The sequence below is a fragment of the Leisingera sp. ABM4_060 genome, assembly GCF_056158765.1.
This window is the reverse complement of record NZ_JBSWTX010000001.1, coordinates 3658328-3672667: the sequence shown is the minus strand read 5'-3', so window position 1 is coordinate 3672667 and position 14340 is coordinate 3658328. Positions and strand designations below refer to the sequence as shown.

The following is a 14340-nucleotide window of genomic DNA, read 5'->3' as shown; positions in this document are numbered from 1 at the left end:
GCCCAAAGCCAGCATTTCTACAAGATACGGGAGAGGACTCATGTCCCCCAAAACACTCTATGACAAGATCTGGGATGCGCATGTTGCGCATGAAGCAGAGGACGGCACCTGCCTGCTCTATATCGACCGCCACCTGGTCCACGAAGTGACCAGCCCGCAGGCGTTTGAAGGCCTGCGTATGGCCGGCCGCAAGGTGCATGCTCCGGACAAGACCATCGCAGTGCCGGACCACAACGTGCCGACCACCCTGGACCGCGCCGACCCGGCCACCATGACCGAGGAAAGCCGCATCCAGGTTGAGGCGCTCGACAAGAACGCCAAGGAATTTGGCGTGCACTATTATCCGGTCTCGGACATCCGCCAGGGCATCGTGCATATCGTCGGCCCGGAAAACGGCTGGACCCTGCCCGGCATGACCGTGGTCTGCGGTGACTCGCATACTGCAACGCACGGCGCATTCGGCGCTCTGGCGCACGGCATCGGCACCTCGGAAGTGGAGCACGTGCTGGCCACCCAGACGCTGATCCAGAAGAAATCCAAAAACATGAAGGTCGAAGTGACCGGTAAGCTGCGCCCCGGCGTCACCCCCAAGGACGTGACCCTGGCGATCATCGGCGAGACCGGCACCGGCGGCGGCACCGGCTATGTCATCGAATATTGCGGCGAGGTGTTCCGCGACATGTCGATGGAAGGCCGCATGACCGTCTGCAACATGGCGATCGAAGGCGGCGCGCGCGCAGGCCTGGTGGCCCCGGATGAGACTACCTTTGAATACGTGAACGGCCGCACCCATGCGCCCAAAGGCGCCCAGTGGGAAGCTGCGCTGAACTGGTGGAAGACCCTCTACACCGACGAAGGCGCGCATTTCGACAAGGTTGTCACCATCCGCGGCGAAGACATCGAACCGGTCGTGACCTGGGGCACCTCGCCCGAGGACGTGCTGCCCATCACCGGTGTGGTTCCGGCCCCTGAGGATTTCGAAGGCGGCAAGGTCGAAGCGGCCCGCCGCTCGCTCGAGTACATGGGCCTGACCCCGGGCCAGAAGCTGACCGACATCGAGATTGACACCGTGTTCATCGGCTCCTGCACCAACGGCCGCATCGAAGACATGCGTGCCGTGGCCGAAGTGGTGAAGGGCAAGAAGATCAAGGACGGCATGCGCGCCATGATCGTGCCGGGCTCGGGCCTGGTGCGGGCGCAGGCAGAGGAAGAAGGCCTGGCCGCGATCTTTGAGGAAGCCGGTTTCGAATGGCGCCTTGCGGGCTGCTCCATGTGCCTGGCGATGAACCCCGACCAGCTGTCCGAGCATGAGCGCTGCGCTGCAACCTCGAACCGGAACTTCGAGGGGCGTCAGGGCTACAAGGGCCGCACCCACCTGGTGAGCCCGGCGATGGCGGCGGCTGCCGCTCTGACCGGCAAGCTGACGGATGTGCGCGAGCTGATCTGAGCCTTTAGGGGGCACCAATGGCGTCCAGCACTTCCCTTCCAGCGGTAGCGAGCCTGTGGGTCGGCGACAGCCTCAACTGGCTGCACGAACTGTCCTTGGCCAGTTTCGTGCAGCGCGGCCATGAGGTTGTGCTGTTTTACACCGGCAAGACCGCGCCGCAGGTTCCGGCAGGTGTCCTCACCTGCCCCGCCGCGGAGATCTGGGACCCTGCCGCGGCAGGGCATGGGGACGCGCCTGCTTCGATGCTGTCGGATCTGTTCCGCCTGTACCTCTTGAAACAGACGGAGATGATCTGGATCGACACCGATATGCTCTGCTACCGGCCGTTGCCGGATGTGGACTATCACGTGGGCTATGAACCGACGCGGTCGATCAACGGCGCGGTGCTGCGGCTTCCTAAGGACTCGGCAACCCTGAACCATCTGCTGGACTGGTTCGAGGATCCCGGGTTCGTGCCCCCCTGGCTCAACCGCAAGATCCGGAAAGAGGTGGAAGCCGCCCCGCCCGGCAAACGGCTGCTGACAGCGTTTGAGCTGCAGCGCCCCTCGCTGGGCCCAAGGGCGCTGGACTACACGCTGAACGAAACCGGCGAAGTAAAGCATGTGCGCGAGCCGGATGTGTTCTATCCGATCCGCGGCGTTCTGACCGACGTTCTGTTCAGCGGCAACTGCCAGGAAGACGGCTGGCTCACCGACGATACGCTGGCCATCCACCTCTATGCTTCAATGGTGCGCCGTTACCACAAGGCGCACCGGCCCGAAAAACACAGCTTCATCGCCCGCCTGGCGGAAGAGATCGGCTTTGATCTCAGCGGATTGAAGCACCAGAAACAAGGAAACGAGTAATGGAAAAGTTCGAGAAACTGCAGGGTATCGCAGCCCCGATGCCGCTGGTGAATATCGACACCGACATGATCATCCCGAAGGTGTTCCTGAAGTCCATCCAGCGCACCGGCTTCGGCAAGAACCTGTTCGACGAGATGCGCTATAACCGCGATGGCACCGAGATCGAGGATTTCGTGCTGAACAAACCGCAGTACCGCAACGCCGAGATCCTGGTGGCGGGCGACAACTTCGGCTGCGGCTCCTCGCGCGAGCACGCGCCTTGGGCGATTGCCGACTTCGGCATCAAATGCATCATCTCCACCTCCTTTGCCGACATCTTCTTCAACAACAGCTTCAAGAACGGCATCCTGCCGATCGTGCTGCCGCAGGAGCAGGTCGATGTGCTGATGGCGGACGCGGAGAAGGGCGAAAACGCCCGCATGACCGTGGACCTGGAAGCGCAGGAAATCACCACCTCGGACGGCGAAGTGATCAAGTTCGAAGTGGATGCGTTCAAGAAGCACTGCCTGCTGAACGGGCTGGACGATATCGGCCTGACCTTGGAGAAACAGGACTCGATCAAGACCTTCGAGGAAAAAGCCGCGCAGGCGCGCCCCTGGGTCTGACCCGGAACCTTCCTTAGCTGAAGTTTCAGAGCCGCCCCTTCCGGGCGGCTCTGCTTTTGGCGGCACCGCCAGATTCGCGCCGCATTTCCGCCGCAATTCCACCAGGGTGGCCGCCTTGTGCATCCATTGGCTGCAGCCACAGCATGTGGTAGAAAGCCTGCCAACCCCCTCAAATTCCATCACTTCGCTGATGCAATCCCGCACCAGTCGGCCTGCGAAAGCACCCCCTCGCCTGCCGCTGCCTCTTGAGCGGAAAGCCGCCAACCGGCAACATTGGGGCAAAATTGAGGCAGAGCGCCCTGACCGCATCAGGGGGCTTCAAAGCTGGAACCAGGGAGAAAAAACGCCCGGTCCGGTTTCGAAGGGAAACATAGACGTGTTTGCACGCATCACAGGCGCGGCGTTCCGCGGCATATTGGTGGCCATGCTGTTTGCAATGCCGTCGCTGATTCTGCCGGCATCCGCCACCGGCACGCCCGAGATCATCCTGTTCATTGCGCTTCTGGGCGCGGCGCTTGCCTTTGCCGAGTATTACTCTCACTTCCCCAGCTTCGTCGAATTCCGCAGTGCGCCGCCGATCAACCGGATGCGCTTTGCCGCCGCAGCCGCTGCTGTCGGCGCATTGAGCCTGCTGGCGGCGCATCCGCTGGCGCCAACCGGGCTGACGGCACTGGTGCAGCAGCTGGGCGGCTGGCTGGGCGGGCAGCTCAGCTTTGCCTATTCGCCGGTTCAGCTGACCGTGCTGATGATGCCCGCTCAAGCATCCGAGACTACCGTGCTGATGGTGCGCGACGCAGCAGCACTGGCCTGTGCAGTATCGGGCATGGCGATTGCCCTGTTTGCGCTGGTGATCCGGGTCGGCCATTGGCCGGTGGGAAGCGGCGCCTTCAATGTCTGGATCAACCTGCCGCTGTTCGATCCCACCACCGGCGGCGATGTGGTGCAGCGGCTGCAGCGGGACGCGCGGATCAACATCATCTGCGGCGTGCTGCTGCCCTTTGCACTGCCCGCCGCAGTCAAACTGGGTTCCGGGCTGGTCGATCCAGGTATGCTTGCAGCCCCGCATATGCTGGTCTGGGCGGTCAGCGGCTGGGCGCTGGTGCCCGCTTCGATGATCATGCGCGGCATGGCAATGCTGCGTATCGCCGGGCTGATTGCACAGAAGCGCCGCGCCGCCTGCAGCGCCGCCGATGAGGCGATGCAGACCGCATGAGGCAGCTGGCGGCAGGTCTTCTCCTGGTTCTGGCCGCCGCTGCGGCCCAAGCGGACACGCTGCGCATCGCCACCTTCAACACCGAACTGTCCCGCGACGGCCCCGGGCTGCTGCTGCGCGATATCGAGCGGGGCAAAGATCCGCAGATCGACGCGGCCGCCGATGTGATCGCAGCGATGCAGCCCGATGTGCTGGCGCTGCAGGGGATCGACTGGGACTATGAAAACCGCGCCCTCGCCGCCCTGGCGGAGCGGCTGGCGGAGGCAGGCGCTCCCTATCCGCATCTGGTGTCGCTGCAGCCCAACGCAGGCCTGCCGCCGCCGGAGCCGCTGGACCTGGATGGCGATGGGCGGACCGGAGGACCGCGCGACAATCAGGGCTACGGGCGGTTCCGCGGCGAGGGCGGCATCGCTCTGTTGTCCCGGCTGCCAGTGGACCGGGAGGGTATCCGCGATTTTTCGGGGCTGTTGTGGCGGGACCTGCCCGGCGCGCGGCTGCCGCAGCATCCGGACGGCAGCCCCTACCCCTCCCCTGAGGCGCAAGCGGTGCAACGTCTGTCTTCCACCGCGCATTGGCTGGTGCCGGTGATGCTGGCCGGCGGCGGATGGCTGAACGTGATGACCTTCCATGCCAGCCCGCCGGTGTTTGACGGGCCCGAGGACCGCAACGGGCGGCGCAACCGGGATGAAATCCGCCTGTGGCAGCTGCTGCTGGACGGGCAGCTAGGGCCTGTGCCCCACGGCCCCTTTGTCATTGCGGGCGATGCCAACCTCGACCCCGCACAGGGAGAAGGCATCAAGCCTGCGATCCGCAGCCTGCTGGCAGATCCCCGCCTGCAGGACCCTGTTCCGGAAAGCGGGAGCAGCGGGACTGCGACAGTGGATTGGCCCGGAATCGGGCAGATGCGGGTGGACTATGTTCTGCCCTCTGCCGGGCTGCGCGTCACCGGCAGCGGTATTGCCTGGCCCGAGGGCCCGGACGCGCCTGCCGCCGTGGCCAGCCGCCACCGGCTGGTCTGGGTGGATATTGCGCTGGACTGACCCGTTCCGGTCCCCGGCAAATCCCCCTCAATCCCCTTTATTTCCTAGGGCTGTTATTGACCCTGCTCCGCTGTCCCGCTACGCCCGTGCCAGCTGTTTTTAGGAGGATCCCCATGCCCAACCCATCGATTTTGATTCTGCCCGGCGACGGGATCGGCCCCGAAGTCATGACCGAGGTGCGCAAGGTCATCTCTTGGTTCGGAGACAAGCGCGGCCTGCAGTTCGATGTGAGCGAGGATCTGGTCGGCGGCGCGGCCTATGACAAGCACGGCAAGCCGCTGGCGGATGAGACCATGGCCAAGGCGCAAGAGGTCGACGCAGTGCTGCTGGGCGCGGTTGGCGGCCCGGCCTATGACGATCTGGATTTCTCGGTAAAGCCCGAGCGCGGCCTCTTGCGCCTGCGCAAGGAGATGGACCTTTATTCCAACCTGCGCCCGGCCCAGTGCTTTGATGCGCTGGCGGATTTCTCCTCGCTGAAGAAGGACATCGTTGCCGGTCTGGACATCATGATCGTGCGCGAGCTGACCTCCGGCGTCTACTTCGGCGAGCCGCGCGGCATCTTCGAGGAAGGCAACGAGCGCGTCGGCATCAACACCCAGCGCTATACTGAGAGCGAGATCGAGCGTGCCGCCCGGTCCGCCTTTGAGCTGGCGATGCGCCGGAACAAGAAGGTCTGCTCGATGGAGAAGGCCAACGTGATGGAGAGCGGCATCCTGTGGCGCGAGGTGGTGACCCGCGTTGCGGCGGATTACCCCGAGGTTGAGCTGTCGCACATGTACGCTGATAACGGTGCGATGCAGCTGGTGCGCGCGCCCAAGCAGTTCGACGTCATCCTGACCGACAACCTGTTCGGCGACATCCTGTCCGACTGCGCCGCGATGCTGACCGGCTCGCTGGGCATGCTGCCTTCCGCGTCACTTGGTGCGCCGATGGAAAACGGCCGTCCCAAGGCGCTGTACGAACCCGTCCACGGCTCCGCCCCCGACATCGCGGGCCAGGGAAAGGCCAACCCGATCGCCTGCATCCTGAGCTTTGCCATGGCGCTGCGCTACAGCTTCGACCAGGGCGAAGAAGCCGCCCGCCTGGAAACTGCAATCGAGAAGGTTCTGGCCGATGGCGTGCGCACCGCGGACCTGCTGGCCAGCGAAGGCGTGGAGCCGGTCTCCACCAGCCAGATGGGTGACGCAGTGATTGCAGCGCTGGAGGCAAGCCTCTGATTTAGAGGCGTTTCCCGAGAGATTTCAAAGCCCCGCCCGGCCGCCGGCGCGGGGCTTTTTCGTGGCGGTTTCCCGCCGTCCGGCCGCTGGAAAAAGAATCCTCAAAATCCGCATCTTTCTGTGAAATCGCCCTTGTCAAACACCGCGCCCTGAGCTATTTCGCCCTCCACGGTCGGAGTGTAGCTCAGCCTGGTAGAGCACTGTCTTCGGGAGGCAGGGGTCGGAGGTTCGAATCCTCTCACTCCGACCAATAAAACAAGGCGCCTCAGGGCGCCTTTGTTGTTTTCAGCGAAGTGGCCGCAACGATATTCGCAACGTTTCATGCGGTGGATGTGCGCATTCGTTGCCAGGGCGCGTCAAATTTTCCAGTCCATGATCCCGGCGGCCTTCTTCAGCGCATCCGGACTGTAGGATCGGTAGACGTTCTCCAAGGTCTCGCGCGAGGTGGCAAAGTAGGCTGTCGCGTCTTCCAGGGTCATGCCCCTTTTGAACGCCCAGGTTACTGCCGTATGCTTGAGGGTGTGGGGCGTTACGTCCTTCAGTTCGGCGCGCTTGACAGCGGCTCGGAAGGCCTTATCGATCCGGTGTATCGGGGTGTTCTTGAAGGACACCACGTGGCTTCCCTCCTGTGCCCAAGTTTTCATTTCCTCGTGGAGCGTGGCCGGCATCCTGACCAAGCCTTTGCGCTTCTTGGTTTCAGCCTCGGCCTTGCCGAGAAAATGGATCACACCAGTGTCAAGGTCGACCCAACCACTATTCAGGGAAGGCATCCACTTCAGTCGCGTGATCGCCGTCTTGCGGCGCCCAGTATAGAGCGCAATCTTGATGAACCTCTGGACGTGCGGTGCGGAAGCGCCCAACAGACGCTGCACTTCTTCCTCAGTCAGCCAGCGGTCATTCGCAACCCCCTTTTCCGGCAAGGTCACAATCGGAGCATAACTGATCCTGCGCGTCGCCAAGGCGTATTTAACCGCGGCATTCAGCGTCGTCATCTCGCGCCGAACGGTCCAAGCTGCACATTTTCTCCAGGCCGTGTAACCACAACACCTATCGATGTCGATTTCCGACACTTTCAGGTCACCCCAGTAAGGCGACAGAGCCTGAATTGTGTATAGTAAACGATCCTTGTCGCGCACCGTCTTCATCTTGGCTTCACCGTAGTGCACCAGGACTTCGCCGACGGTGATCTCACCCGGCTCGTAAACATGATCATCCTGTCGTCTCTTCCGTGCGATGTAATCACTCAGGACTTCTTCTGCTTCCTTATGAAATCCGTCACCAAAACCTGTCCGGATCTGCTGTCCTCCGTCGAGGATGACCCAAGCGCCATCGTCTTTGCGCTGGAAGAGTCGGGCCGGTTTGCGTTTGCGTGGCATGTAGAAACGAACCTCTCCAGTTCTTCACGTGTCATGTAAAAACGCTGCCCAATCTTGGTCGCGTTAATTTGTCCATGGTGGATCATCGTCCTAACCGTTCTGGACGAAATGGTGCGGTGCAAAGCTGCTGCAAAATCTTCAACAGTCAAAAACGCTTCGTCAGCGCTCATGCCGGCCTCCCTGGGTCGGCATGAACATCGGCGGGGCGTTGCAGAACATGCGGATAGTAATGGATCGTTTCTTGCGGGCCTCATGCTGGATGCTTTTGCTCATTGCGAGAACAACTCCTGTTTTCATGTTAACAGAATACTCTATAGCAACTGCGACTTCGGATGCGCATCAAGCCTAAAAGAAAATATTAAATATATGATTTCAATGAATAAATTTAGAATCCAGGTGTTCCACGAATTGTTTCAGAAGCTGGAAAATCTTAACGGCTATGTGCTTCCGAAACACGGTCGATGAAATCAACAATAGGTTGCGCAAACCACTATCCGCACTTAGAAATTTCCCACGCAGTCAATTTTGGCTTCGCCAAGACAGAACTATCAAGAACGGACTTTCCATGAACCCCACCGAGATCTTCGAAGCCCTGGAACAGATCTCCGGCAAACCGTTCGACGCTGACGAATTCCCTTTCGAATTTGCCCAGGCTACCGATGTCGCCCAGGCGGCGATTGCCAAGCTGCGCAATGGCACAACCAATAAGTCGGATCAGCCCGGCGGCGTCCTGGTCAACAAGAAGTTCCACTTTGCGCCTGCCATGTCCGGAATGGCCGATGTCACCCTGGAGGCCCTGCGAAACTCCAAGAAAACCGCCACCGCCAAACCGGCGATCCTGATCGCCACCGATGGCGAGATGGTGGCAGCCCAGCAGCGGGTCAGCGGAGAGACCCTGCATTGCCGTTTTGACGAGATCGGGGACAAATTCGGCTTCTTCCTGCCTGCCGCGGGCAAGGAACGCTATGAGGCGGCCGAAGAAAACCCGATCGACGTCAAGGTCACCGCCAAGCTGGCCAAGCTATATGACGCACTGGTGCGCAAGAACCCGGATTGGGCCAGTGACGCGCGTCGGCATGAGATGAACCAGCTGATGATGCGGCTGATCTTCTGCATGTTCGCCGAGGATGTCGGCATCTTCCCCGACAACCAATTCAGCCAGATCCTGTTCAACCATGCTGGCAACAAGGGCGAGGAAGCGCGCGAGGTGATTATCGCTGCCTTCAACGCCATGAACCGCCCCAAGGACAAGCGAAGCGATCTTCCTGCCTGGGCGGGAGACCTGGAATATGTGAACGGCGGGCTCTTTGCGGGATCTATCGACGCGCCCGTCTTTGACGTGACCGCCTATCGCTATCTGCGCGACGCTTGCGGCGAGGATTGGCGCGAGATCAATCCGGACATCTTTGGCTCTATGATCCAGTCGGTGGCTGATCCCAAACAGCGCAGCGAGCTGGGGATGCACTATACCTCGGTGCCCAACATCATGAAGGTGATCGGGCCGCTGTTCCTGGATGACCTCGATGGTGAGATCGACAAGGCCTGGGAAAGGCCCAATGGCTTGCGCAAGGCGCTCACGCGGATCGAGGGGATCCGGGTGTTCGACCCCGCCTGTGGATCAGGCAACTTCCTGGTCGTCTCATATCGGCAGCTGCGCGAACGCGAGATGCGGATCCTGGAACGGCTCGAGGAACTGACGGGCGAGAGCACGAAGGAAATGTTTTCGGCCGTGAAGATCGCCAATTTCCATGGGATCGAGCTTACCGATTTTGCTGCCGAGACTGCCAAGCTGGCGCTGTTCATCGCCGAGTATCAGGCCAATGCAGTGTTCAAGGAAGTTTTTGGCCAGGGTCCGGCCAGCCTGCCGCTGCGCGAGAGCGCCCATATCGTCTGCGACAACGCCCTGCGGGTGGAATGGGAAGAGGTCTGCCCACCTCCTGGGGAAGGGCAAGAGGTGTTCATTGCGGGCAATCCGCCGTTCTTGGGAAAAGCCCAACAGGACAAGGATCAAAAGGCCGACATGGACCATGTGTTCAAGGGGCATGTCAAAAACTACCGAGCGTTCGACCTTGTCGCGGCCTGGTATTTCAAAGCCGGCAACTACATTCGTGGACGCTTAGCGCAGTCCGCCTTGGTATCTACAAACTCAATTTGCCAGGGCGCATCGGCTTCCAATCTTTGGCCTGAAGTTCTTCAGGATGGTGTTGAGATCGGTTTTGGACATCGGTCGTTCAAGTGGCGCAACAATGCGTCCGCAAATGCGGCTGTGGTCTGTGTGATTGTTGGGTTGAGGAATAGTTCATCTGCCACGAAACGCCTGTTTGACGATGGTATCGAAGCAGTCGCAAACAACATCAATCCGTATTTGATTAACGGAGAAAGAAAAATAGTCAAAGCTGCAACCCGAAGCGTATTTGATCTTCCATTCATGACTTTCGGAGAAATGCCCAGGGACGGCGGCCACCTTGTTCTAACGCCAAGTGAAAGAGTTGAACTGCTTTCCTCCTTCCCTGAGGCTGATATCTTTGTTCGCAGTTTTCTGGGATCAGAAGAGGTCGTAAGAGGGCTTTCACGTTATTGCTTATGGATTGACGAACGACAGGTTCCTGACGCGACTTCTGTTTGCGCGGCAATCCCCTTCATCTCTGAACGGTTAGAGCGTGTAGCGACGATGAGGTCAGAAAGCCGAAACCCCTCAACCCGAGACTTCGCAAGTCAACCACATCGTTTTGTTGAGCGTAGAAGCCCCTCCACCTATTCGCATACTATCTTGGTTCCCTGCGTCACGTCGGAACGCCGTCCTTATCTGCCAGTGGATCGGGCGGGTGCAGATGTGATTTCATCCAACCTCAATCAGGTCCTTTACGACGCCCCCGATTGGTGCATCGCACTGATTGCATCGCGTATACACCTCGCTTGGATCGCTGCTGTATGCGGCAGGCTTGAGAGCCGATTTCGATATTCCAACACTTTGGGCTGGAACACCTTCCCAGTTCCGAAGTTCTCAGACGATCAGCTCGAGGCGCTCAATACCTCGGCCCGTAAAATCTTGAAGTGCCGCTATTCCCATTACCCAGCCACCATCGCTGAACTCTACGATCCCGACAAAATGCCTGACGATCTGCGCGCTGTGCATCGAGAAAACGATGAGTTGCTGGAGACCATGTATATCGGGCGGCCCTTCCGGAATGACACCGAACGGCTGGAGCATCTATTCAAGCTCTATGCCGCCAAGATCAAACATATTGAAAAACAGGCTGCGAAATCCAAGCGCGGCAAAAGGAGCAAATAGATGGCTCAGATGCTCAATGTGACCTACGGGCGCTCGAAATCCTCGACCAACGCCATGGGCATGCGCGAAATGCAGGCGCGGGCCTATGCGGCACGGGCGGCGCAATTTCTGCTGCTGAAAGCGCCCCCTGCGGCGGGGAAAAGCCGGGCGCTGATGTTCATCGCACTCGACAAGATGCGCCATCAGGCCCGCGCCAAGACCATCGTCTGCGTGCCCGAAACCTCGATCGGCGGGTCGTTCCGCTCGACGGATCTGGCCAGCTATGGGTTCGAGGCGGACTGGGAGGTTGAGGACAAGTGGAATCTTTGCCTGACCGGGGATGACGCACAGGACCGGAAGGTGAAAGCTTTTGTGGATTTCATGGCCTCGGACGCAGAGGTGCTGGTCTGCACCCATGCCACCTTTCGCTTTGCCTATGACAAGGTGGTAGAGGATCAGGGGATTGAGGCGTTTGACGATTGCTTCATCGCAGTGGATGAATTCCATCACGTCTCAGCCTCGGACAACAACCGGCTGGGTGTGATCCTGCGGGCCATTGTGGCGCGAGAGGAATGCCACCTGATGGCGATGACTGGAAGCTATTTCCGTGGCGACGCCGACCCCGTGCTGCGCCCTGAGGATGAGGCCAAGTTCACCACGATCACCTACAGCTACTACGAACAGTTGGAAGGCTATGAGCACCTCAAGGCGCTGGGGGTGAATTACCAGTTCTACAAGGGCAATTATACCAACGGACTCGAGGGGGTGCTGGACCCGGCGCAGAAGACCATCATCCACATTCCACACCGTGGCTCGTCCGAGGCGTTCGACGACAAGAACAACGAGGTCGGGAAGATCATGGATTTCCTGGGCCGCCATGTCGGGCGGGATCCGGAAACCGGGTTCGATCTGATCGAGCTGCCCGAGGGACGGGTTCTGAAGGTTGCCGACCTCGTTGATGACGGTCCCGGGCGCGGTATCGTCAAGACGGCCCTGTCGCGTGAGGTCAAGGGCGCGGATGGGAAACGGGATGATGCGGCAGATCGCTCCAAGGTGGACATTATCATCGCGCTCGGCATGGCAAAGGAAGGGTTTGACTGGGTCTGGTGCGAGCATGCGCTGACCATCGGGTATCGGTCTTCGCTGACCGAGATCGTGCAGATCATCGGTCGCGCCACACGCGACGCTCCGGACAAGCCGCGCGCGGTCTTCACTAATCTGGTGGCCGAGCCGGGGGTGGAAACCGATGTGGTCTCAGATGCGGTCAACGACATGCTCAAGGCGATCTCGGGCTCCTTGCTGATGGAGCAGGTGCTGGCCCCGAACTTCAAGTTCTACCGCCGCGAAGATGGGGACGTGCGTGAGCCCGTGCATAGCGATGGCCAGGGCAACGTCATGATCGGCATCAAGGGCTTGATCGAGCCGCCCACTGAGCGCGCTAAGGAGATCTGCGAGCAAGACATGCACGATTTGCTGGCCGCAGCCTGTCAGGCAATGGACAAGCGGGTTCTGGCGCCTGACACGGCTCCTGAAGTCGCCACCCAGATGGTTCTGACCGACATCATCGAAACGCGCTATCCGGACCTCAATGACGAAGAGACCGAAAGCGCGCGTCAGCATCTTGCAGCCCATATGAACATTCTGACCCTTGCCCGGCAGGAAGAGCAGCGTGGGATGGCGGAGGCTGCTGCGGTTTTTGAAGGCAAGCCAACTGATGTTGACGACAACGGTGAGGAAGAACCGGAGGGTGCCCCGAACACACTTCTGCAAATGGTGAAGAAATTCATCAACGTGCGCGAAATCGACGTCGACCTGATCGACAGTGTGAACGCCTTCCAGGAACGGTTCGAAGTCGCCTCCAAGTCGCTCGACGCTCAGTTGCTGCAGCACGTCCAGTCCGCCATGGTCGCTATCCGTGTCGCAATGACCGAGGAAGAAGCGCGCGCACTTTGGCCACGGATCAAGGCGTTTCGGGCTTCCGAGGGGCGTGAACCCAATCTGAACGCAGCTGATGCATTGGAGAAGCGGATGGCCGAGGCCTTGGCCTGGCTCAAAACCCAGAAAGCCAAACGAATGCGTGAAGGGGCGCTCTGATGCCAAGACCCACACTTGATGACATCTTCGCCGAGCCAGACGAGTTTGGGCTTCTTCAAGTCGCCCCTCAGAAGCAGGTTGCGTCGAAATCTGACGGCGGAACAGCTGTCCTCAGCGACGTTACGCGGTTTTTCGAGCAGCACGGTCGTCTGCCGGATCCGGACGCGGAAGACCACGAAGAGATGCGCCTGGGAACCATTTGGGACAAGTTGAGGCAAGCCCCGACCCAAGACATGTTGGAGGCGGATAGGCTGGGCCTCTTGGCTGCCGCAGAACCTGAACACGCGAACTGGCGCGACGAGCCAACAGAAGATGTTATCCCAGACAGTCTGGACGAAATATTTGCTGATGATGATCTGGAGGTGCCAACAGAATTCTCGGACCTCCGTCATGTTACGCCGTCTGCGGAGAGGCATCAGCCGGAACACCGTGCAGAGTTTTTCCCTTGCCAGGAATTCGACCAATTCGAAGCCAAGTTCTCGCAGATTCAGGCCGCTCTGGAAGCAGGTGAGCGGAAAACCAGGATCGTCGAGAAATGGGCGATTATCGAACCTGTCGCCGGGGATGTTTTCATCCGAAATGGGCTTCTGTGCCTCGTAGTCGAGCGGATGCGTAAATCTTCAGGCGGGTTGTCTCAGGAAGACCGGCTGCGCATAGTGCTGTCCAACGGCACGGAAAGTGACCCCATGGTCGCTTCATTCCGCAAAGCGTTGAACGATGACAAAACCGCCCGTTCCGTTCAGAAGGTTGGGTTGGGGCCACTCGATCCGGAATGGGAGGCGGACCAGCTGGCCGTCACCGGGACAATCTATGTCGCAAAATCCATGTCCGATGATCCCAACATCCGGCCACACCGCGACATTCTTCACAAGATCGGTGTGACCAGCCAGGACGTGAAACGTCGTGTGGCAGATGCCAAGAATGACCCAACCTTTCTGCTGGCCCCTGTTGAGATCGTCGCAACATACCGTTTGGGAAACCTACCCAGGGAAAGGGTCGAGAACCTTCTTCATCGGTTCTTCGAAGCAGCGCGTCCTGCAAAACTCACTGTCCCAGATCGTTTTGGCAATAAGGTGCACCACCCCAAGGAATGGTTCTTTGTTTTGCCAGAGCATGTGAGTCATGCCACAGCGTTGATCCGAGAAGGGCGGCTGCATGAGTTCTGGTATGATCCGACCAGCCAGAAAATTTCACCCAAAACCAAGGCATCGTAACCCGTCGAACTATAAGGC

The 14340-nt window shown here is 59.8% G+C and carries 10 protein-coding genes, 1 tRNA gene and 1 pseudogene; 10 read left to right on the top strand and 2 right to left on the bottom strand.

Going from position 1 to position 14340, the window contains the following annotated elements:
* Nucleotides 1-40 precede the first annotated feature (40 nt).
* From leuC to ACXAEH_RS17650, 7 genes are all read left to right on the top strand, one after another.
* On the top strand, nt 41-1447 hold the full coding sequence (gene leuC / locus ACXAEH_RS17680; protein ID WP_475034619.1) for a 3-isopropylmalate dehydratase large subunit: 1407 nt from the start codon (nt 41-43) through the stop codon (nt 1445-1447).
* A 17-nt stretch (nt 1448-1464) separates the two neighbouring features.
* On the top strand, nt 1465-2292 hold the full coding sequence (locus tag ACXAEH_RS17675; protein WP_475034617.1) for a hypothetical protein: 828 nt from the start codon (nt 1465-1467) through the stop codon (nt 2290-2292).
* Entirely contained in the window at nt 2292-2897 is a 606-nt protein-coding gene (gene leuD / locus ACXAEH_RS17670) for a 3-isopropylmalate dehydratase small subunit (RefSeq protein WP_475034616.1), read from the top strand. Before ACXAEH_RS17675 ends, leuD begins: the two co-directional genes overlap by 1 nt.
* Nucleotides 2898-3273: 376 nt before the next feature.
* Nucleotides 3274-4110, top strand: coding sequence for a hypothetical protein (locus tag ACXAEH_RS17665; RefSeq protein WP_475034614.1), 837 nt, complete (start codon nt 3274-3276; stop codon nt 4108-4110).
* Nucleotides 4107-5150 (top strand): endonuclease/exonuclease/phosphatase family protein, encoded by a 1044-nt coding sequence (locus ACXAEH_RS17660; RefSeq protein ID WP_475034612.1) that lies wholly within the window; start codon nt 4107-4109, stop codon nt 5148-5150. The genes ACXAEH_RS17665 and ACXAEH_RS17660 overlap by 4 nt, the downstream gene beginning before the upstream one ends.
* Before the next feature lie 113 nt (nt 5151-5263).
* Entirely contained in the window at nt 5264-6367 is a 1104-nt protein-coding gene (gene leuB / locus ACXAEH_RS17655) for a 3-isopropylmalate dehydrogenase (protein ID WP_475034611.1), read from the top strand.
* A gap of 173 nt (nt 6368-6540) precedes the next feature.
* Nucleotides 6541-6617: transfer RNA gene (locus ACXAEH_RS17650), tRNA-Pro, on the top strand.
* A gap of 106 nt (nt 6618-6723) precedes the next feature.
* Here ACXAEH_RS17650 and ACXAEH_RS17645 read toward each other — a convergent pair.
* Together ACXAEH_RS17645 and ACXAEH_RS17640 are read right to left on the bottom strand one after the other, a co-directional pair.
* Nucleotides 6724-7743, bottom strand: coding sequence for a tyrosine-type recombinase/integrase (locus tag ACXAEH_RS17645; protein WP_475034610.1), 1020 nt, complete (start codon nt 7741-7743; stop codon nt 6724-6726).
* Nucleotides 7744-7802: 59 nt separating this feature from the next.
* Nucleotides 7803-7913, bottom strand: a pseudogene (locus ACXAEH_RS17640) (hypothetical protein); the annotation flags it as partial.
* Nucleotides 7914-8308: 395 nt separating this feature from the next.
* On the opposite strand from ACXAEH_RS17640, the gene ACXAEH_RS17635 reads away from it, so the two are divergent.
* The 3 genes from ACXAEH_RS17635 to ACXAEH_RS17625 are packed head-to-tail and all read left to right on the top strand — an operon-like array spanning nt 8309 to nt 14322.
* Nucleotides 8309-11035, top strand: coding sequence for a class I SAM-dependent DNA methyltransferase (locus ACXAEH_RS17635; protein ID WP_475034609.1), 2727 nt, complete (start codon nt 8309-8311; stop codon nt 11033-11035).
* Entirely contained in the window at nt 11036-13108 is a 2073-nt protein-coding gene (locus tag ACXAEH_RS17630) for a DEAD/DEAH box helicase (protein ID WP_475034607.1), read from the top strand.
* On the top strand, nt 13108-14322 hold the full coding sequence (locus tag ACXAEH_RS17625; protein WP_475034605.1) for a GIY-YIG nuclease family protein: 1215 nt from the start codon (nt 13108-13110) through the stop codon (nt 14320-14322). The genes ACXAEH_RS17630 and ACXAEH_RS17625 overlap by 1 nt, the downstream gene beginning before the upstream one ends.
* Nucleotides 14323-14340 lie beyond the last annotated feature (18 nt).

Bases quoted from the DNA above. Each gene is read 5' to 3' on its own strand.
- ACXAEH_RS17625 (WP_475034605.1), top strand. From the start codon at position 13,108: ATGCCAAGACCCACACTTGATGACATCTTCGCCGAGCCAGACGAGTTT.
- ACXAEH_RS17630 (WP_475034607.1), top strand. From the start codon at position 11,036: ATGGCTCAGATGCTCAATGTGACCTACGGGCGCTCGAAATCCTCGACC.
- ACXAEH_RS17675 (WP_475034617.1), top strand. From the start codon at position 1,465: ATGGCGTCCAGCACTTCCCTTCCAGCGGTAGCGAGCCTGTGGGTCGGC.
- ACXAEH_RS17635 (WP_475034609.1), top strand. From the start codon at position 8,309: ATGAACCCCACCGAGATCTTCGAAGCCCTGGAACAGATCTCCGGCAAA.
- leuD (WP_475034616.1), top strand. From the start codon at position 2,292: ATGGAAAAGTTCGAGAAACTGCAGGGTATCGCAGCCCCGATGCCGCTG.
- leuB (WP_475034611.1), top strand. From the start codon at position 5,264: ATGCCCAACCCATCGATTTTGATTCTGCCCGGCGACGGGATCGGCCCC.
- ACXAEH_RS17660 (WP_475034612.1), top strand. From the start codon at position 4,107: ATGAGGCAGCTGGCGGCAGGTCTTCTCCTGGTTCTGGCCGCCGCTGCG.
- ACXAEH_RS17645 (WP_475034610.1), bottom strand. From the start codon at position 7,743: ATGCCACGCAAACGCAAACCGGCCCGACTCTTCCAGCGCAAAGACGAT.
- leuC (WP_475034619.1), top strand. From the start codon at position 41: ATGTCCCCCAAAACACTCTATGACAAGATCTGGGATGCGCATGTTGCG.